Annotated in this window: 16 protein-coding genes; 5 read left to right on the top strand and 11 right to left on the bottom strand. The window is 39.0% G+C overall.

The features are described from left to right. Positions 1-47: 47 nt before the first annotated feature. The 6 genes from PI20285_RS01405 to PI20285_RS01380 all read right to left on the bottom strand — a co-directional run bounded on the left by PI20285_RS01405 (position 48) and on the right by PI20285_RS01380 (position 5,338). A complete protein-coding gene (locus PI20285_RS01405) occupies positions 48-1,295 on the bottom strand; it encodes a glutamate-5-semialdehyde dehydrogenase (protein ID WP_057775265.1) in 1,248 nt (415 codons plus the stop codon). Then, positions 1,292-2,122 (bottom strand): glutamate 5-kinase, encoded by an 831-nt coding sequence (proB, locus tag PI20285_RS01400; protein ID WP_057775267.1) that lies wholly within the window; start codon positions 2,120-2,122, stop codon positions 1,292-1,294. The genes PI20285_RS01405 and proB overlap by 4 nt, the downstream gene beginning before the upstream one ends. A gap of 158 nt (positions 2,123-2,280) precedes the next feature. Beyond that, positions 2,281-3,096 (bottom strand): type I methionyl aminopeptidase, encoded by an 816-nt coding sequence (map, locus tag PI20285_RS01395; protein ID WP_057775270.1) that lies wholly within the window; start codon positions 3,094-3,096, stop codon positions 2,281-2,283. A 48-nt stretch (positions 3,097-3,144) separates the two neighbouring features. Beyond that, on the bottom strand, positions 3,145-4,044 hold the full coding sequence (locus PI20285_RS01390; protein WP_057775272.1) for a DegV family protein: 900 nt from the start codon (positions 4,042-4,044) through the stop codon (positions 3,145-3,147). A gap of 4 nt (positions 4,045-4,048) precedes the next feature. Beyond that, the gene (gene trxA / locus PI20285_RS01385) at positions 4,049-4,369 is read right to left on the bottom strand and encodes a thioredoxin (RefSeq protein WP_057775274.1); all 321 of its coding nucleotides are present in this window, start codon (positions 4,367-4,369) and stop codon (positions 4,049-4,051) included. Between the two features lie 228 nt (positions 4,370-4,597). Next, positions 4,598-5,338 (bottom strand): TerC family protein, encoded by a 741-nt coding sequence (locus tag PI20285_RS01380; RefSeq protein WP_057775276.1) that lies wholly within the window; start codon positions 5,336-5,338, stop codon positions 4,598-4,600. A 182-nt stretch (positions 5,339-5,520) separates the two neighbouring features. Between PI20285_RS01380 and PI20285_RS01375 the strand changes: the two genes are divergently transcribed. Next, positions 5,521-6,441 carry a magnesium transporter CorA family protein gene (locus PI20285_RS01375; protein WP_057775278.1) on the top strand — a complete coding sequence of 307 codons (921 nt, stop codon included), beginning with the start codon at positions 5,521-5,523 and terminating at the stop codon, positions 6,439-6,441. A gap of 143 nt (positions 6,442-6,584) precedes the next feature. Further along, positions 6,585-9,266, top strand: coding sequence for an MMPL family transporter (locus tag PI20285_RS01370; RefSeq protein WP_057775279.1), 2,682 nt, complete (start codon positions 6,585-6,587; stop codon positions 9,264-9,266). Positions 9,267-9,365: 99 nt separating this feature from the next. Here the strand turns inward: PI20285_RS01370 and PI20285_RS01365 are convergent, their stop codons facing one another. The 4 genes from PI20285_RS01365 to PI20285_RS01350 all read right to left on the bottom strand — a co-directional run bounded on the left by PI20285_RS01365 (position 9,366) and on the right by PI20285_RS01350 (position 13,127). Then, the gene (locus PI20285_RS01365) at positions 9,366-10,655 is read right to left on the bottom strand and encodes an ISL3 family transposase (RefSeq protein WP_245080531.1); all 1,290 of its coding nucleotides are present in this window, start codon (positions 10,653-10,655) and stop codon (positions 9,366-9,368) included. 107 nt (positions 10,656-10,762) lie between these two features. After that, complete coding sequence (locus PI20285_RS01360) at positions 10,763-11,527, bottom strand: YibE/F family protein (protein WP_057775449.1); 765 nt, start codon at positions 11,525-11,527, stop codon at positions 10,763-10,765. Then, complete coding sequence (locus PI20285_RS01355) at positions 11,524-12,642, bottom strand: YibE/F family protein (RefSeq protein ID WP_236698847.1); 1,119 nt, start codon at positions 12,640-12,642, stop codon at positions 11,524-11,526. Before PI20285_RS01355 ends, PI20285_RS01360 begins: the two co-directional genes overlap by 4 nt. A 44-nt stretch (positions 12,643-12,686) precedes the next feature. Further along, on the bottom strand, positions 12,687-13,127 hold the full coding sequence (locus PI20285_RS01350; protein ID WP_082623338.1) for a GNAT family N-acetyltransferase: 441 nt from the start codon (positions 13,125-13,127) through the stop codon (positions 12,687-12,689). Between the two features lie 166 nt (positions 13,128-13,293). Between PI20285_RS01350 and PI20285_RS01345 the strand changes: the two genes are divergently transcribed. Beyond that, the gene (locus tag PI20285_RS01345) at positions 13,294-15,453 is read left to right on the top strand and encodes an LTA synthase family protein (RefSeq protein WP_057775454.1); all 2,160 of its coding nucleotides are present in this window, start codon (positions 13,294-13,296) and stop codon (positions 15,451-15,453) included. A gap of 60 nt (positions 15,454-15,513) precedes the next feature. Here the strand turns inward: PI20285_RS01345 and PI20285_RS01340 are convergent, their stop codons facing one another. Next, on the bottom strand, positions 15,514-16,497 hold the full coding sequence (locus PI20285_RS01340) for an NAD(P)/FAD-dependent oxidoreductase (RefSeq protein ID WP_057775456.1): 984 nt from the start codon (positions 16,495-16,497) through the stop codon (positions 15,514-15,516). A 724-nt stretch (positions 16,498-17,221) separates the two neighbouring features. Between PI20285_RS01340 and PI20285_RS01335 the strand changes: the two genes are divergently transcribed. Together PI20285_RS01335 and PI20285_RS01330 are read left to right on the top strand one after the other, a co-directional pair. Beyond that, on the top strand, positions 17,222-18,181 hold the full coding sequence (locus PI20285_RS01335) for a nucleoside hydrolase (RefSeq protein ID WP_057775422.1): 960 nt from the start codon (positions 17,222-17,224) through the stop codon (positions 18,179-18,181). Positions 18,182-18,327: 146 nt separating this feature from the next. Further along, positions 18,328-20,325: a cation:proton antiporter gene (locus PI20285_RS01330; protein ID WP_057775424.1), complete on the top strand. Its 1,998-nt coding sequence runs from the start codon at positions 18,328-18,330 to the stop codon at positions 20,323-20,325. The last annotated feature ends 58 nt before the right edge of the window (positions 20,326-20,383 follow it).

Below are 20,383 nucleotides of genomic sequence, written 5' to 3'. Positions count from 1 at the left end.
GCTTTTGGTTTAGAAAAATTCTAAAACCGAAAGCTGTTTTTTTATTTTTATTTTCGAACTTGTCCGTTTCCACGAACCACATACTTCGTAGATGTAATTTCGTTTAAGCCCATTGGTCCACGGGCGTGTAGCTTTTGAGTACTAATGCCAATTTCGGCACCAAATCCAAATTCCACCCCATCCGTAAATCTGGTTGAAGCATTTACGTAAACAACTGCAGCATCGATTTCTTTTGTAAATCGTTCACTATGCGCATAATTGTTGGTAATGATGGCTTCACTATGCTTGGTGTTATAGCGATTAATATGCGCAATTGCCTGGTCTAAATCATCCACCACTTTGATTGCCATTATATAATCGTTGTATTCCGTACCCCAGTCGGCTTCTGTCGCTGAACTGATTTCTGGCAAAATTTGCTTGGCACGTTCATCACCACGCAAATCCACGTTAAAAGGCTTCAGCGCCTCAGCAACCATTGGTAACAGTTTAGCTGCAACAGCTTGGTTCACAACTAATTTTTCCATCGCGTTGCAAACAGAAGGTCGTTGCGTTTTGGCGTTAACCACAATATCTGTGGCCATTTGCAAATCAGCACCTTCATCCACATATACGTGGCAATTGCCGGCTCCTGTTTCGATTACCGGAACTTTGGCCTTGTCCACAACCATCTTGATAAATTTGGCGCTCCCACGAGGAATCAAAACATCCAAATAGTCTGTCAACTGCATTAAAGCCGTCGCCGTTTCATGTGAAGTATCAGTAATTAGTTGAATACTGTCCACAGAAACCTCTTCAGTTTGCAATCCCCGACGTAGGGCGGTAACCAACGCCTGATTAGAATTGATGGCTTCTTTTCCACCCCTTAAAATAACCGCGTTACCAGCTTTAAAAGTCAGTGCTGCAGCATCGACGGTCACATTTGGCCGAGCTTCGTAAATCATCCCGATCACACCCAAAGGAACCCGTACCTGAGAAATATCTAGTCCAGCTTCAGTCGTCCAGCCTTTCAGTTCTTCGCCAATTGGATCAGCTAACCCAGCAACTTGTTCTAGGCCCTCGGCCATGCTATTGATCCGCTCTTTATCTAGTTGCAAACGGTCCAACATCACTTTTCGAACACCATTTTTTTCAGCATTTTGCATATCAATTGCATTAGCTTTCAAAATTTCAGGGGAGGCTTGACGAACTTGTTTAGCCATGGTTTTTAAAACTTGATTTTTCTTGACAGTCGCTAACTGAGAAAGCTGTTGTTCTGCAGCTTGCGCCTGTTTACCCATTTCTATTAAAGTAATCATGCTAATCCTTCTTTCGTAGCTACCTGTTTGGGTTCGAAAAGCGTCCCCACCGGTTCACCGGCCAAAATATTATAAATTATCCGCGGATTCTCTCCATTTGCCAAAACCATTTTCTGATTATTACTTAAAATCCGTTTTGCGGCTTTTAATTTAGTCACCATTCCGCCTGTGCCAAACTTAGTTCCCCGGCCACCAGCTGATTGAATGATTGAGCTATCAATACTAGTCACGGTATGATACAACTCTGCGTTAGGATCTGTTAACGGATTGCTAGAATAAAATCCGTCAATATCTGACAACATAATTAACAAATCTGCGTTTATCAAGTCTGCAACAACTGCTGATAATTGGTCATTATCACCGAATTTAGTTTTATGGTCCAATTCATCAACCGAAACTGTATCATTTTCATTTACAATCGGAATCACATTTAGCTTCAATAACTCCTGAAAAGCATTAAAGACGTTCTTTTTGCTTTGCGGATAAACCAAAACGTCGCGAGTTAACAGCATTTGGGCAACTGATTTTCCATAATTCTGAAATTCACGCTCATAGATCCCAAGTAACTCACCTTGACCAACAGACGCCACTGCTTGTTGAGCAGGAATTGTTTCCGGTCGTTTAGTTAATCCCAATTTACCCATTCCGACCCCAATAGCTCCCGAAGAAACCAAGACAACTTCTTTGCCTTGATTTTTCAAATCGCTGAGCACAAATGCTAAGCGCTCAATGGCTCGCAAATTTAGTTGGCTGGTATTTTGATAAAGTAATGAGCTGGTCCCAATTTTAATTACAATGCGTTTTGCTTCTAAATCTCTTTTATTCATACTGCCACCGTTTTTCATTTATAAAGTTTAAATCGTAATGTTCTACACGCGTACTATCATACCGAAATTTCTGTGTTTGTCCAAGTATTCGTCTTTTGCGGATACAAAAAAGTTGGCTACTTAAAAGTAAACCAACTTTTATTATTTTAAGTGAATATTTATTTTAGAATTTTAGCATCAAATTCTGGCTTTAATAAATACTTAGCATCAAACTCAGGATCCTGTGACGTTAAGATCTTTGGACCATCGTTTGTAACTACCAAAGTATGTTCATACTGACAACTTAAGCTGCCATCCATGGTGGTCACTGTCCAGCCATCAGGAGCAGAGGTGTCACAACGCCAATCACCAGTGTTCACCATTGGTTCGATGGTAATTGTCATACCCGCCTTCAAACGCAAGCCACGACCAGCATCACCATAACCCGGGACCATTGGATCTTCATGCATGGTTGGTTGAATACCATGTCCGACAAATTCACGTACATCACCATAGCCATTTTCATCTTCAATATAGTGTTGCATTACATGACCAATATCGCCAATTCGGTTACCCGGAACAGCGGCATCAATTCCAAGGTACAAAGCCTTTTTTGTCACGTCCATTAACTTTTTAACTTCATCGCTCACATCGCCCACTGCGTATGCCCAGCATGAGTCTGACATGTAGCCATCAACACTAACCACTGTATCAACCTTAACCAAATCGCCGTCTTTGATCAGCAAATCTTTGCGGGGAAAGCCATGACAAACTTCGTTATTAACACTCACACAAGTTGCATATTCATAGCCTTCAAAACCTTTTTCTTCAGCTTTAGCATTGTTTTCTGCAAGGTAACGAACAGCAAACTTTTCAATATCCCAGCTCGAAATTCCAGGCTTGATAATATCACGTAAGCCAAGATGCATGCCGGCAAGCACTGCGCCAGATTTTTGCATCCCTTTTACTTCTCGTTCTGATTTTAATGTAATCATTTCTATATCTCCCAATTTTTTAATTCAACAATACTATCTTAGCACAAGTCACACTTTTGGTTTAGCCTGACCCTGACCATCCTCAATCATGTCTCGCCAGTCAGGCGCCCAAACAATCGCCATTGATTTGTATCCTGCGTGAACACCTAAAAAAGGACCAATTTTTCCTGTTTCAACAACCGATTGGGAATAAGTCTTCGCAAGTTCATCACTCCACTGCTGACTTAATTCTTCGTTATCAGCATCCAAAACACTGATCCGGACATGTGTTTTTTGTTTTTGAAGGTCAGTATCTAGTCTCAGTTTAGCTTTCTTAAAGGCACGATTCATCCGATGCGCATTGGTAACTAACTCCAAACGGCCGGCCTCATTAAAGGTTAAAATTGTTCTCGTTCCAAGAATTGCCCCCATTAATGGCGAGCGACTCACAATGCGACCGGTTTTAGATAATGCCCGCATATTATAAACAATTAACAAAAAATGCGTGGCTTTCTGTAAGTCCTCTACCTTACTCAAAACGTCATGAACGGCATAACCCCTAGCAACCAGCTCTGCGGCCAACAGGGCCAAATTGCCTTCAGCCGTTCCGGCAAATTTAGAATCAACTGTGTAGACCTCTAAGTCTTTTACAGATGGCGCAAAGGCTGCCAAATTAGAAATAAATCCACTTAAACCACTAGAGATTCCAAAACAAATTGCTGCTTGGTACCCTTCACTAGCCAATTTTGTGAAAACATTTTGCATTTCCGTCATCGCCACTTGTGAAGCAGTAGGAACAGTTTTATCCTTTGTGAGTCGTTCGTAAAATTCAGTTGAAGTTAGATCAACTCCTTCACGATAAAGATGATTACCAAATAAAATCGGTTGGTTAATTACAACTAAATGATATTGTTTGACCAGTGCTTCCGGAACATACGCAGAACTATCAATCACAATTGCGGTTTTCATTTTGTCACCTTGTCTCTACTTTGGAATCCAGATATTTCGTTAATTTGTCTTTTGGATAATAGCCTGTCACTTTTTCAACAGCTTTCCCGTCTCGAAATAAGACCAGGGCCGGAATACTCATGATCTTATACTGCTCAGCAATTTCTTGTTGATGATCGACGTTTAATTTTGCAAATTTAATTTTTCCAGTATACTCAGTTTCGAGCTGATCCAAAACAGGTTCCATCATTTTACAAGGGCCACACCAAGGAGCCCAAAAATCAACAATGGTCAGGCCTTGGTCTGTCTCTTTATCAATATTATAGCTTGTAAGTGTTACAGCCAAATTGCTTTCCTCCGTTTTCAAATCTTATGGGTAAATTATAGCATAGTGAGTGAATTCAGACGTTTTGTTTTGAGGTTTAAGAATGTCGTTAGCGAGATTGCATCTCGCGGTTAGCATGCTTACAAATTCGTAACTGACTTACTGAACTGTCCTTGAATAGTGAGCGAAGTAAGTTGGGAGTTACGGAATTGCAAGAAGTCTCACAAAACTGCAAACCCCCTTTCAAATTTACCGTGCTTTACGAACTCTAAAGTAATGAATAACCAATGTAATCAATACCGCAAAAACCACAATCAGCGCAAATATGCCAGATGGAATTTCCCAACCAATCATTGGAATGGACACAAACAGTTTCACACCAATAATTGCAATTAACACATAGGCCATTGTTTCCAATTCTGGGATTTTACGCATCACATTCATGATCACTTCGGCAATTCCCCGCATACATAAAATTCCGATCATTCCACCAATTAGTACTACAACTGGATTGGACGAAATCGCCAGGGACGCTAAAACAGAATCCACTGAGAAAATGATATCCATCATTTCAATCTGAATAACAACGGACCAAAATAACGATATGTGACGTTTCTTTTTGATTGATTTTTGTGGTGTTTTGCTCGTTTTTTTCGTTTTAGGCGCAAAATAACGATAAACCATGTACAGTAAGTACAGGGCCCCAGCAATTTTAATCTCCCAGATATGAATTAGATACGTCCCAATTCCAATTACTAGAAAACGAAAAATATACGCTCCCCAAAGTCCATAAAACAAAGATTTTTCTCGTTCTTTTAAGTTTGTTAAGGCCTGCGTTTGTGTTGCAAGCACAACGGCATTATCAACGGACAATAGACATTCAATCATAATTAACGATAAAATAATCATCCAATCACTACTGGATGTTAAGACGGTTTCCCAATTATGTAGATCAAAAAAGGGACCATATAATTTTGAAATTATTTGCACATTTCTGCACTCCTTGTTCACTATATTTCGAAACTTTCATTGAGTAGAATCATACCACATTCACGAATATTCTTTCAAAATTAAGTTTTGTTTTTACATCGCATAGACGGCGGCGTTTTAATGGATTAAAATTGGGGTGGTGCAAGATTTTACAATTTCCACTTCAAATGAGGATAAAAATTATGATTACTGAAAAAAAGATCAATAAACAACACACTTGGGTTGCAATTAATGAACCAACTCAGGTAGAAAAAGAAAAATTAATTCACCACTACCAGGTAACTGATGAAATGATTGGTTACGCAATTGATCCAAATGAAAGAGCCCGCATCGAAACCGATCGTGACGCAAATATTTTTTTGCTTATTTTCGATGTTCTTTCTAAAGATATTACTGCCAGTGGGAGTACAGAGCCTATCGGGATCATGTTAGTTAATGATTATGTTTTAACTTTTACTCGATCTTCTACAGAATTTGTTAATACGGTTTTTGCCCGTCATCTCAACAACGCCTTACTTCATAGTAAAGAAGAAGTTGCGCCATTAACCATCATTTTCCGGACCCTCTATGAGCTTTCGGTTCAGTATTTTGACGCTGTAAATAACATTAATCGGCAACGGCAACAAATTCAAAAATCGATGACTCATCGCATTTCACGAAAATCTATTTCTGACATGTTGGGTTTAGAAACTAGTTTAGTTTATTATTTAACCTCTCTAAGATCTAATAATGCCCTTTTAACCAGTATGAACCGGATGCAAGAAATTCAGATGACCACTGGCCAACATGAACAACTAGAAGATGTCATTGTTGAATCACAACAAGGCGAGGAAATGGCGCAGTTAGCGACCGACATTATTGAACGGGTCGCAAACGCCAATTCAAATGTTCTCGATAGCGATTTAAATAATACCATGAAATTTTTAACTGTCTTTTCAATTGTGTTGGCAGTTCCTTCAATCGTTTTTGGCTTTTTTGGTCAAAACGTCCTTGTTCCTTTTAGTCACTCCATCATTGGCTGGGAACTCACCATTTTAATCACTGTGATCCTCATTTTGATTGTCCTGCTCATTTTGAATTTGAATAACTTTTTCAAAAAATAATGGCATTATAAAAAATATGCATCTAAATTACGTATTTTCTCTTTATAGCGTAACCAATCTTTTATTTTCAGCTTAAACACAAAGCATCGTCTATGGTAAACTCAGAATAGCAAATACGTAATACATAAGGAATGAATAACGAAATGTCAAAGACAAAAAAACTTAAAATTGCCAGTCTGATCACGTGGGCCGTTCTTCTGGTTGGCTTGATCGTCTTACTTCCCAATTCACTGACTTGGAACAATCGTTACAGTCAGCAATTGCCTACCGACACAAGCACAAATAAGAAGCAGCAACGAACCTCGGCGACCATTGTTTATACAAATCCTAATGGTTCACTGACAAGTAAACAAAAAAAGGCTATCCAAGATACTCAAGAAAAATTACAAGCAAACAAAAAATTTCTGGGCATCCAAACCATTGAGTCTGCTAACGATTCGAATGCATCCCATCGTTTAAATTCGGCAGATAAGTCAACCGAACTAACCATTCTTCATTTCAAAAATAAACAATCTCAGTTTCATATTCTCATTCCCCAAGTCTATAGTTTGGTTCATACACCCGGTGTTACGACCTACGTAACTGGAAATGATGTCCTCCAGGTTGCAAGAGCTCAGGCCATTCAGACGGCCACAAAAATTATGATTGGTATTTGTTGTGTACTGATGCTAATTTCAATAGGACTCATTTTTCGATCAGTGATCGCCCCATTAATCACGCTGTTACTCTCTGGAATTACCTACCTAACCAGTCTTTCCGTTGCAGCAAGTGCAGCTCATTTTTTTAATGCACCCTACACTGCTCAAACCGATTTGATTATGGCATTTATCAGCTTTGGCATCTTGCCAATTGTTATTGCTGTTTTCTATCACTCTTACAGTAATCATTTTGAGACTCTTCAATCTGCTGATCCACTTTACAAACGGTCGTGGCTACCTTCGCTGATCACAATTGTTCCTTTAATCATCACTGGATCCGCTTTACTTTTAGCAAAGAACGAAACCCTTAGTTCGTTGTGGATTATTGGCGTTTCTTTGGGCTTAGGCTGGCTAATTTTTTACACTTTAATGCCTGCTTTAACCGAGTTTTTGGAAGATTTATTTTTCTGGCCCGGTTCCGCAAGAAAGCTATCCACTACAGTGAATTTTTGGCACTTCAATACCACTCTAGGAAATAAACATGCTATTTTAACCTTAGTTGGTATTTTTATTGTTATTTGTGCGGGTCTTTTCATAAAAACTCGGCCGCTTAACTGGTCTTCTTCGACAGACACGCCGTTTTCAAGCCAAGCTAAGACAGGCGCAAATGTTGTTTCCAGTCATTATCCGACCGGAAAGCTTTCACCAATCACCATTTCGCTAACCAATCAATCTGCAATAACCACAACTCAGGATCTAGCGGTGATTAATCAGTTGACCCAAAAGTTAAAACCCGTACCAAACGTGGCAGCTGTTTTCTCTGTAGTGCAACCTGCCGGAACACCGTTATCCAGTTTATACGTGAATCAACAACTTAAACTCATTACCAGCCAGCTTTCGGCGGCCAACTTGAACTTAACTAAAACACAAACGTCACTTAAAAATTCTCAAAAACAATTAAAATCCTTAAAACTTAGTTCCACTTTAAAGACCTTATCAGAAAGTCTCACCAATTTAGATGCCATCGGATCTCAAAGCTCACAGGTATCCGAACAAGCAAGTGACTTGGCTAGTGATATTACCACGATTGAAGACCAACAAACCACATTGACTAATTTGCTTAACTCACGAAGCCTATCACAGGGATCAAAAAACACGCGACAAGTTTTGACTTCTTTAAAAACACATAATAGAAATCCATTAAGTGATCTTAAAACATTGCATCGCAACATCAAAGTGATCAGTTCCAACAACTCGGTCATTGCTGATAATATCAGTCAAGTTGAAGATGACCAACAAACCGTTAATGATGATTTTCAAGATGCTGAAACGGCCATTGAAAATACTAAGACTGCCCTATCAAAGGATAGTAAGAACGTAGAAATTGCCCAACAAAACTTGGCTGCTGATAATAGTTACCTAACTGGCTTAAGCAAATCTGGTATTGTTAGCACCCTGTACATGACGGCAGCAGACTTAAAAACGGCCCCAATGAAAAATGCATTAAATCAATTTAATCTAAATAAGAACAAAACAACAACCATCTCAATTGTTTTAAATAAAGAACCTTCTTCCAATTCTGGCGTAAAAACACTTAAACAATTAAAAACAACCACGAATTCGACCTTGCAAGGAACGTCGTTATCAAAAAGCAACTTAGCCTATTCTGGTGAGACTGTTTCAGTTACCAATCAAAAACAAGCTCTTAAACATGATGTTACTCATCTGTTACCTTGGCTAATTGGTTTTCTGATCATTTATTTATTGGCTATTTCACAGTCTTTGTTTGCTATTTATGCGAGTGGTACTTTATTAGTCGCCTTTGGAGGAAGCTTTAGATTAATCAATCTATTATCGACTAGTCTTTTAAAAGAATCTTTATTAGCGGATGTTCCCATGCTTGCTGGAATTCTTTTTACCTATGTCAATTTAGCTTTGATCATTCCAATTATTTTACGAACGGCTCGTTCCTCAACCACGCAATATTTAAATGCCATGAATAGTTTTGATAAAATTCTTGGTTTTATTGGCCTATTAAGCTTAATTCCATTGCTTGCACTTGGTTTTACGCAACTACTTTCGTTCATTCAAATTGCACTGGTACTTTTCGTTGCAGAGGTTATTTGGCTGTTCTTATTTCCACTTGGTATTTCGGCTGCCCTGCATGTAACTTACGATAAAGTGTGATCTAAAAAGACATCTCAGACAGAATTTTTTGGGTCTCTGTCAAACTGTATTGGTAGAGATTTTTGAAGGCATGTTCACTTCGGTGAATGTGCTTTTTGTTTACTCATGAATTAAACTGATACGAATGAAGAAGTTATGAATATTTCGAAAACCAAAACAGCTACGCTTTAATACCTTGATTTTGCGATTAAGTCCTTCAATAGGACCGTTAGAATACGGATAACGACAACTGTTGAGCACTGCTGAGCCGTTCTTAACGAAGGTTGAAATGGTGACGTCCATTTGATTACCAGCTACTTGGTAGTTGGTAATCAAATTTTTAAATCCCGTGGCATTCTTTTGGTGGATAGCAGTTAGAATGCCTTGATAAGTTTGATACACAGTTTTGAATTCTGGAAATTCATCTAAGGCAAGGTCGATGGCGTTCTGTTGGGTCATATACTCGTTAATGCCTCGTAAATAGATAAGCTTAGTGTCATTGATTTTCTCTTCTGCCAAATGAAATAAACGCCATTGAGATTTAAGGATGCGGTAAATGCGTGAATGCTTATCTTGAAAAGTACGGATAATGCGTGTACGTACATTGTCTAGTGCACGACCAGCAAGCTGAATAATGTGGAAACGGTCAATAATCGTGACAGCGTTCGGGAATAAACGATGAATAAAGCTGGCATATTCGGCGTTCATATCAATAGTAATTGTTTGAACTTTCGCACGTTCTTGAACTGAATAACGAGCTTCAAAGTAATCAATGATATCCTTACTGAGACGATCTTCGAGGGTCACAATGCGGCGATGACTAACGGCATCGCAACAGTTAAAGGACATTAGATGATTACAGGAACGAAATTCATCGAAACAAAGATTTGGTGGAAGTTGCTTAACACGGTAAGCCAAGTGAATATTTGCATTTAAAATACGTTGCACACTACTTGGTGAAATGCCACAAATTTTAGCGATTTCTTTACTGGTCAGCATGTCACGAGCTAGCACAATGACCTGATGTTTAACATTGTGGGTAAAAGTTTCATTACGTCTAACGAGGTTAGTTTTAGCTCCACAGGTTTTTAAACAATGTTGGCATTGATATCTTTGTCTTCTTAGCTGCATTTCATAACGTCCGCCTGATAAGGTTCCCAACCTTAGATGACTAACGTGGGTACCGTTTTTAATTAGACTTTTATGGCCACAATGGGGACATTTCACAAGCTGATAAGAAAGGTTGGCGTGAACGACATGAATTCGTTGTCCATTCGGGCAACGTTTCTTGGTAACACCAGTTACGGTTATATTTGGGTCTGTCATTTCAAACAAGCTTAAGATAGAATTAGTTAGGGACATCTGTTTTTCCTCTTTTCGATTTTGTTTGGTGATTAAATCGTAGCACAAAGAGGACAGATGTCCTTTTAATTTTCAAAATAAAAACTGGTATCAGTTATTCACCAATACCAGAAAGTGTAGACCCAATTTTTTCTGCTGAGATGTCTTTTTTAATATTATTGATGGGCGCGTTTTTGATGACCCACTTTTAAGCGAATCACCCACGTAGTAATCGGGATTGTCAAGATAACCCCAATAAACGAAATTAAAATCATTAAAAGCTCTGAGACAAATATTTTATTATTTAAAAGCTCACCAAACGTATAATTCAACCGTTCAAACCAAATGAACAATCCTAAAAAGCCTCCAAAGAATCCAAAAAATAGCGTATTGAAGGTTGTTCCAATAATTTGTTTGCCAATGGCCATGCCATCTTTAAAGAGCTGCTTAGCTTCTAATTCTGGCTTCTGTGCCAAAATTTCTCCTAACCCCGCAGAAATAGCAATTGCTGCTTCTGCGATTGCCCCTAAACTACTTAGAATGGTGGTTGCAATACTGACATCTAAGAATTTAATGCCCACCAATAGTGATAAGCCTTCCAGGTCTTCGGTATTTTCATTACCAAACCCTTGAACCGTGGCCCAGTGTTCAACCGGAATAATAAGAATCACAATGATAACCATCACCAAGACAGACCCGTAAAACGCTGTTTCGGTTGTCAATGGATCATCATCCCCCAAATAAATTGTCACGGCTAAAATAATTGTGGCGTTTAAAAGCGTAACCCACATGATCGGAAAATTCAGCCCGATCAAGACGACAGTCATAAAAATAACTGCAAAATTAATTGTTAAACTCAAAAATGATTTTAAGCCTTGGCCACCACCAACAATGAGCATGAGAACAAATAAGATCAAAATTAAAGCTGAAATGGTACTCACAGTTGGTCACCTCTTTTTAAGATACTGCTGGCAAACCAACTGGCGGCAGGAATTGCCAATACGATCCCAATTCCACTCACCAAGCTTTGAACCATTCCTAACGACATATTCATTGTAAATGCATATGCCCAGCTATTACCGTTACGCAAGTACAAGACCATCATCCCAAATGTGTCGGCCATAAAAATAAGAAACAACACATTGATTAATGGTCCCATAATCGATTTGCCAATTTCTCTGCCCGATAGAAACAATTGCCATCTGGTCAGGCTTGGTGTCTCTCGGTGAAGGGCAAATAAACTGGAAATAATATCCGTGGATTCATCCATCACAGCCCCTAGAGATCCTAAAATAGTTTCTGCTAAGAAAACCGTTTCCGGATTCTGGGTAACATACTCCATCGTCTCAAAATGAAGACACTTTTCATGCGTCACGGCTAACACTAACAAAGTGACCAGGACTGATCCTACCGTGCCTAACACCGTAGCACCAAATGTCACAAGCATTTGCTTTGTTTTGCCAAGTACTAAAAATAAAGTGAGTCCGGCAAAGATAAAAGCTAAAACACTAAAAATTGCTAGGACATTAGTTGCCTGCAACATGACATCCAATTTAATGGCCAAAAAGAACAGCACACCATTCAATAAAACGCTCAGCAATGCCATCAAGCCACTAAATTTCATCGTTAACAATAACAAACTAATTGCTAGCCAACTTAAAAATACAATCACTGTATCCCGTTTTAAATCCGTAACCGTTGCTTGTAATTTTCCGTTTGATCCTTTTTGAATGTGTAAAAACACCTGCTGATTGCCACGAAAAGCCTGATCCATTGCTTTAGACTCAGAAAAAGTGTTTTGTGCGCGTAACACCTTGCCCCGATCTTTGCCATTAAGCACCTTCACGGTTAAAATCTGTTTTTGCTCATAATCATGATTATGAAAGTTATCTACTTGAGAAACACGTTTCTGGTTTGTCACGTGCGTTATTTGGGCAACCGGTGCTTTATACAATTGCGCATCATGCTGCGTTAAGAAACATAAAATTCCTCCAAGTACCAATACTAACAAAATCGTCACCCAATTCACTGAATATTTGGGTCGAATTTTATTCACGATATCTTCATCTCAATTCAATTTTAACTAAACCACAAAATCCATTAAATTTCTTTGACCATTTTGTGGTGCGGAATTCCAGCTTCCATAACTTGATCCCCAACCACTGTAAATCCGTTATTTAAATAAAACTTTTGGGCGTGATCTTGCGCAAATAGCCAGACCTGCTTAATTTCCTTTGCTTTTGCATCTTGTTCAATAGCTTGAAAAATTTGCGAAGACAATCCTTGGTGGCGATAAGCTTTCAAGGTACACACCCGCTGAACTAGGGTTCCTTCATCTGTTTGCATGACTCTAGCCGTCGTGACTGGCTCCTGATTTACATAGCCGACGTAGTATCGACACCGACTTTCATTTTCGTCTTGTTCTAACGCAGCATCAATATTTTGTTCTTCAATAAAAACGGCCTTTCTTATTTTCATCCCATCTTCATAAACGGTTCCGTTATTTCCAAACGCTGACTTTATATCCATTTGATCACCCATTCATAATTTGTATTTATTTTGAATTATAAGCTTTTTTTGCCTGGGAAAACAAACTGAACCCAAATTTAAGAATTTGCTTAATAAAATTATGTTAAAATGACTCTATATTTGTGAATCAAATTTACACTAAAAAGTCGATTTACACGGGAAGGTTAACAATCTAATTATGAAACGGTTTATTGCAAAAATTAACACCAGAATGGGGTTTTTCTTTCTATTAGTCTTTCTTTTCTGGCTAAAAACACTCCTCGCTTATTTCGCTGATTTTTCTCTTGGGGTAACTGGTGTTTTTCAGTGGTTTATTCTTTTAATTAATCCGTTGGCAACCACCTTTTTCCTATTCGGGTTAGCGCTTTACGTAAAAAAAGCAAAAATTTTCTACCCATTAATCTTATTGATCGATATCGGTAATACACTGTTACTCTATTTGAACGTCATCTACTATCGTGAATTTACAGATTTTATGACGGTTAACACCATGTTAGGTTACTCCAAAGTTAACCAAGGACTAAGTGGTAGTTCCCTAGCCTTAACTGAACCACACGATTTATTGTTTTGGCTCGATATTGTCATCATTTTAGTTTTAATGCTCATGCGCAAAATCAAGTGGGACAAAAATAGTTTACCTAAGCGGTTAGGCTTTCAAGTAACTTCATTATCTGTTTTGCTTTTTGGCTTTAACCTGATGTTTGCCGAAATTGATCGGCCTCAGTTGATCACCAGAACCTTTGATCGTTCTTACATCGTTAAATATTTAGGGATTGATCCATTCACAATTTACGATGGTGCTAAAACTGAACAAACGAGTAAGATGCGTTCTAGTGCCACCAAAAGTGAATTAAAAAACGTTGAAAAGTACGTTAAAGGACACTACGCAAATTCCAACAAGAAGTATTACGGAATTGCTAAAGGTAAAAATGTCATCGTGATTCATCTGGAAAGTTTCCAACAATTCTTGATTGATGATAAGGTTGAAGGCCAGACGGTAACCCCATTTTTAAACAGTCTTTATCACAGCAAGAGTACCTATTCGTTTTCTAATTTCTTTAACCAAGTTGGCCAAGGGAAAACCAGTGATGCTGAAAATATGCTTGAAACTGGTACATTCGGTTTACCCCAAGGTTCCTTATTTGCCCAGCTTGGAAATGATCAGACTTTCCAAGCGGCGCCGGCCATTTTAAAACAGCAACAAGGTTACTCGTCTGCCGTTTTCCATGGCAACGTAGCTAGTTTCTGGAACCGAAATAATGTTTACAAAAATATGGGTTATCAGTACTTCTTCTCAGCTAGTTACTATGATACTTCTGGTGACAAGGCCACTGGTTACGGCCTAAAGGATAAGTTACTGTTTAAGGATTCCATCAAGTATCTGCAAGCTTTACAGCAGCCTTTCTATGCCAAATATATTACAGTTTCTAACCATTTTCCTTATGATCTAGATTCAGAAGATTCAAGTTTTAAAGTTCCTGACACTGGAAATACTTCTGTGAACAACTACTTTAAAACAGCTAATTACCTTGACCAGTCAGTCAAAGAATTCTTCACTTTCTTAAAAAAATCAGGCCTATACGATAATTCCGTCATCATTTTATACGGGGATCATTATGGGATTTCTGATTCTGCAAATAAAGATCTAGCGAAAACATTTAGTCAGGACCCAAGTCATTTCACTTCGTATGGCAAAGACCCTGTTGATAACTGGACTGATTGGGATAATACCCAGTTACAAAGAGTGCCGTTTATGATTCATATTCCAGGAGTTAAAAACGGTGGCATTCAGAAACAATATGGTGGCGAAATTGATGTCTTACCTACCTTATTGCATTTGTTGGGAATTAACTCAAAACCTTACATGCAGTTTGGGACTGATCTCTTCTCTTCAGAACATGATCAAGTTGTCGCGTTCCGTAATCAAGATTTCATTACCCCAAACTATACATCGATTGGTGGTACCATTTACAACAACTCAACTGGCCAAGTCGTCACGCCAACTGGTGCTTTAAAAAAACAAGTTGCCAAGGCTCAAACGGCAGTCAATAAACAGCTTAATATGTCTGATGCTTTGAACGAGAAAAATTTACTCCGTTTCTATACACCTAAAGGCTTTAAAAAGGTTAATTCGACAGCCTATAATTATTCAAACGGTTTAGAAAAAGAACTCGCTATCCAAAAGAAATTAGGCTTAAAGTCCACGTCGATGTACTCTAAAAACCGAGATCGTTCCCTTGAGGATCTATATAAAACTGATGCTCCGGAAGCAACGCATTCAAAGTCAAAGAATAATCGAATTGAAATCACAAATCCAGATTCCACTTCAGGAAACTAACAGTAGGGTGATCAAAAAAAGTTCTAGACTTCAAGTAAATTCTTGAAATCTAGAACTTTTTTATAACTCCATAGAAGTGCTGTGCAATGGTCCTCGCCGGTCCGGATAGAGTTCCTTCATAATTGCACTTACTGCCATTGGACCCTCAGCAAAAGCGGTCGCAATCAAATCTAGTTTCCCGTCATAATCTACTCCGTCACCGATTGCATAAATTAAGGGGATGTTTGTTTTCATTTGGCGATCTACGGTAAACATCCGGTGTTGTTGTTCGGGTTGAACCTCCCATTGCCGAATTGTTTTGTTGTTCGAAATAAATCCATAATTCACCACGACATCGTCCACTTGTTTTTGAAGCAGACGTTCTCCTCTAACTTCTTTCATCGTTAATAAAAGATGACCGTCAGTTGGATCAATTTGTTTTAACAAATAGGGGGTTAACAGTTCAACATTTGATTGTTCCAGAATTTTAACGCTATGTTCCATCCCTCTAAATTGAGTCCGTCTATGCATTAAGTAAACGTGTTTTGCAACCTTTTCAAGCATCAGTGCCGTATCAATCGCTGAATCGCCACCGCCAGCAATCAACACAGTTTTATCTCGAAACCGTTGTGGATCAGGGATTGTGTAAAAAACATGGGTGTTTTCTAATTTATCGGCGCCGTCTACGGCCAAGCGCCGCGGACTGAAAGCCCCCACACCAGTTGCCACAATGACAGATTTTGAGTGATAAGTATCATGATTGGTCACAATTTCAAAATTATTTTCTTGTTGAATTAAATTAGTGACCGTTTCGTTTAACCGAATATCAATTGGTAGTTGTTCGACTTGTTCTTGGAGATGCGCGACTAAATCATTAGCCTTGATCCCCATAAAACCAGCCACATCATGAATATACTTTTCGGGATAAAGTGCACTAACCTGCCCACCCAATTGAGAAAGGCTTTCGATAATTTGAACTTTAGCTCCTCGCAATCCGCTATAAAAACCGGCGAACATCCCAGCGGGGCCCCCACCAATGATTGTAATGTCATAAATTTCGGACACGTTTATCCCTCTTTCTTTTTTAGCTAACAGTTTATTTCGATCATAATTTAGTTTTTGGGGAATGGCGTAATTCTAATAGCCTCAAAAACCAGCTTTCACTTCATATGCGTTTCCCATCGGTGATCCTGAATTTGGAAAAACCTCTCACCATTTTTTTTGAAAGATTTTTCCCGAAGCTTTTGTTTTTGCTTCTTAATTTTACATGACCAAGGCGGAAAGCCCAAGGATAAAAAATGACTAATCTAATAAATATTACTCCAAGTAAGCAAAATTTTAAAACTAGTGACATGGCGGCTTATGTATAAAGAATGTGCATACGTAGTTTAGCAACTTATCACTAAAAAACATGCGAGGCTGATAAGCTAGCCACACGGCCAAGTGAAAAAAGCCTTTTTAAAACACGAGAAGACCGTTAATCTTCTAATTAGGTGTAGTGGAGGCGTTGATGAGAGAGTGTGTCGATGTCACTTGGCGATTTTATCGCTTAGTGACATGGGAAGACTGGAGAGATCCACTTCTGGCCTGAAGGGCGAGAAGTTAGCTCGTAAGCGACCCACACGACCCACATCAGCGCCGGAACGGAACCAAAAGCAGATAAAATCTAATTAGAGGTACTACTTACTAAATCTTGACACATACCTAATAGACAACTATTTTTTGATTGTATTTAGGATACTTATTTCGTATGATTAAGATGTTAAAAATAAAATTTGGGAGGCTCCTCATGGCAACACGCAAAATGATCTTAGATTTAGATACTGGTATTGATGATGCAATGGCCATCGCATATGCAGTGGCAGCCCCAGATGTTGACTTAATTGGAATCGTCTCTTCATATGGAAATGTGTTAACCCCGTTGGCAGCTCAAAATAGTTTAAAAATTCTTGAGTTATTGGGTCACTCTGACATTCCAGTTTACCTTGGTGAATTATATTCTTCAACAACTACTCATTTCGATGTGATGCCAATTAGCGCCCAAATTCATGGCAAAAACGGGATCGGAGAAGTGCCTCTACCAACTGCAAAACGCCAACCAGAAACTGAATCTGGAGTCGACTTTTTAATTCAGTCTGCGCATGCCTATGGTAAAGATTTGATTTTGGTGCCAACCGGTCCCATGACTAATTTAGCAAAAGCTTTAAAAATCTCCCCACAAATTCAAGACGAAATCGGTAACGTCACACTTATGGGCGGTGCATTAACCGTTCCGGGTAACGTTTCACCAGTGGCAGAGGCTAATATCAACCAAGACCCTCAAGCTGCCGATGAAGTCTTTGAGAGTCGGCTCAATCTTACTATGGTCGGTTTAGATGTAACCTTGCGCACCTTGCTAACTAAATCAGAGACTGCCAAATGGCGAGCACTAAAAACTGCAGCCGGGGAAAAGTTTGCTGACATCGTTGATTATTACATTGATGTTTACAAAATTACAAGTCCCCATTTACATGGGTGTGCCCTTCATGATCCACTGGCTGTTGGCGTTGCCTTAGATCCTTCCTTGGTTTCAACGCTAGATTTAAATATGTTTGTCGATACCACAAAAGAAATGTGGGGCCGTACCATCGGTGATCCCGCTAGACTAACAGATAAAAATCCAAACGTAACTGTCGCTTTAACCGTTGACCAAGATAAATATCTGGCCCGCTTTATGGATTATCTTACCAAACTCTTCTCTAAAAACTAATTATTTCTAATTTAAAGCCCCCCTAGGCAAAGGTGTAAGAAACTTTGTTTATGGGGGCTTTTTTAGACACTGCAGACCGTTGTCCACCATCATTTTATAATCGCTATGGTAAACTAGAATTAGATTAATTTTTAGGAGTGAACATTATGGAAGTTGTTATTCTAGTTCTAGTCCTCGTGATTGCTGTGCTCATTTCCAATGTCATTGCCAGCAAAATTACGCAGATCCCATTAGCTTTCATTGAAATTGCAGTGGGCCTGTTGATGGCCTTTTTTGTCCCTTATTATCGTCACTACACCATGAATCCTGAACTTTTTATGTTAGCCGTTTTGGCACCTTTAATGTTTTACGAAGGCCTAAATACCAATATGCGGGTCCTCCGTCGCTCGATGTCGACAACCTTTTCATTAGCTGTTGGTTTAGCGCTGGTTACCGTCAGCATCGTCGGTGTCGTAACTCATTTAGCACTCAGTGAATTAGCCTTACCTCTGGCATTTGCCCTTGCCGCGATCATCACGCCAACCGATGCGGTAGCCGTTTCCTCTGTCACCGCCAACATTGCGATGCCCGAACAGGCCATGGAAACTTTGAAAAATGAATCTCTGTTTAATGATGCATCTGGAATTGTAATCTTTGATTTAGCCTTACAAGCTTTTGCCACCGGGAAATTTTCCTTTACATATGGGTTCTTCGATTTCTTGTATGTGTTTATAGGTGGCTTACTATTAGGTCTTGTATTGGGAAGTTTGTTGGTTTCTTTACGGACACTACTAATCAACCATCGCATGGATAATTCTTCCGTCATTGTGACCCTAGGCATCTTAACACCGTTTTTTGTTTACTTTGTCGCAGAATCTATTCACGTTTCTGGTATCTTGGCAGTGGTGGCTGCCGGACTTGTTCACGGGGTTCAACAAGGACGTCTCCGTTTGACTTCCACAAAACTGCAGGTGGTCGGAAACACCACGTGGGAAGTCCTTTCAGATAATTTAAATGGTTTTGTGTTCGTGCTCTTGGGAGTTTCTTTACCAACCGTTATTTCTGATATTTCCTATCGAAACAACTCTTTTTTACTATTTTTAACCGGCTTGGCTGCTTTACTATATGCAATCATGACTGTCCTACGTTACTTATGGGTTCGGTTTGGATTAGCAACGGTCCGTGTCCGTCCAGAATATAAAAACACTAATTCTTGGATTATTGCCCTCAATGGGATTCACGGAACCATTACTTTAGCAATGGCCTTCTCGCTGCCTTTGACCTTTCATGGCGTCACATTTCCTTATCGAAATGATCTCTTATACATCGCAACCGTTGTAATTGTTTTAAGTATGTTAGTGCCATCCGTCATTTTGCCAATTCTACTCCCCAAACAAAAGCAGCCATATTCCGCGGCGGACGCTAAAAGAGCTCGTAAGCAAATGATTAACTATACAATTAAAAAAATTAAAGACTTAAATCAAAATCCACTGGAAACACAAGCCGTCATTGCCACTATTCATAGTCAAAACCGACCGGAAATTATAAAAAACAGACGAATTTTAAAGCAACTATTTGCACAAACCCGAGATGTTGAAAACGAAGTTCTGACCGATTTGGTTTCTAATGGCGACATTACCGAAAAAGACCGGCGGCTTTACCAGCGGACCATGTTTACCCGTGACTTTCACTTAGATAATAGCTTGTTACGCAGTATCTGGTTGCAAATCTCTTATCGGTTTATCTACACCGTCAAACGAATTACCCATGGCAAAAAGCTTAAAAACAAGCAGCAACAACTTAGTCATAACCCAGCTTTAGCCAAAAAATTTAAGAGTAAGCATGAACTTCTTGCCCAAATTGAGAACCAAACTTCTCAGGAAATATTTAAATACCTCCGGAGTCCGAAAGTTAATAAAGAAAGTAAAACTGATATCTCAATTGTGCAGCGCTATTATCGCGAACGTCAGCGCCGCTACCAAAATAATCCCGATAGTAATGAAATTCAAGAGGAATTATTTATCAATGCTTTTCAGTTTGAATATAACTTTGTTCAAAACCAGTTAAATGAAAACAAGATTACAAGAGAACTCGCCAGTGCTTTGTACGAACAAATTTCAAATGATGAACTTGTTTATATGCAAAACGACGAAATTTACGACTAACCATAAAAACAGGATTGAAATTAGAAGGAACCACCTTCAATTTCAATCCTGTTTTTAA

This window comes from Pediococcus inopinatus, from assembly GCF_002982135.1.
Taxonomy (GTDB): domain Bacteria; phylum Bacillota; class Bacilli; order Lactobacillales; family Lactobacillaceae; genus Pediococcus; species Pediococcus inopinatus.
This window is presented reverse-complemented; position numbering and strand designations above follow the sequence as displayed.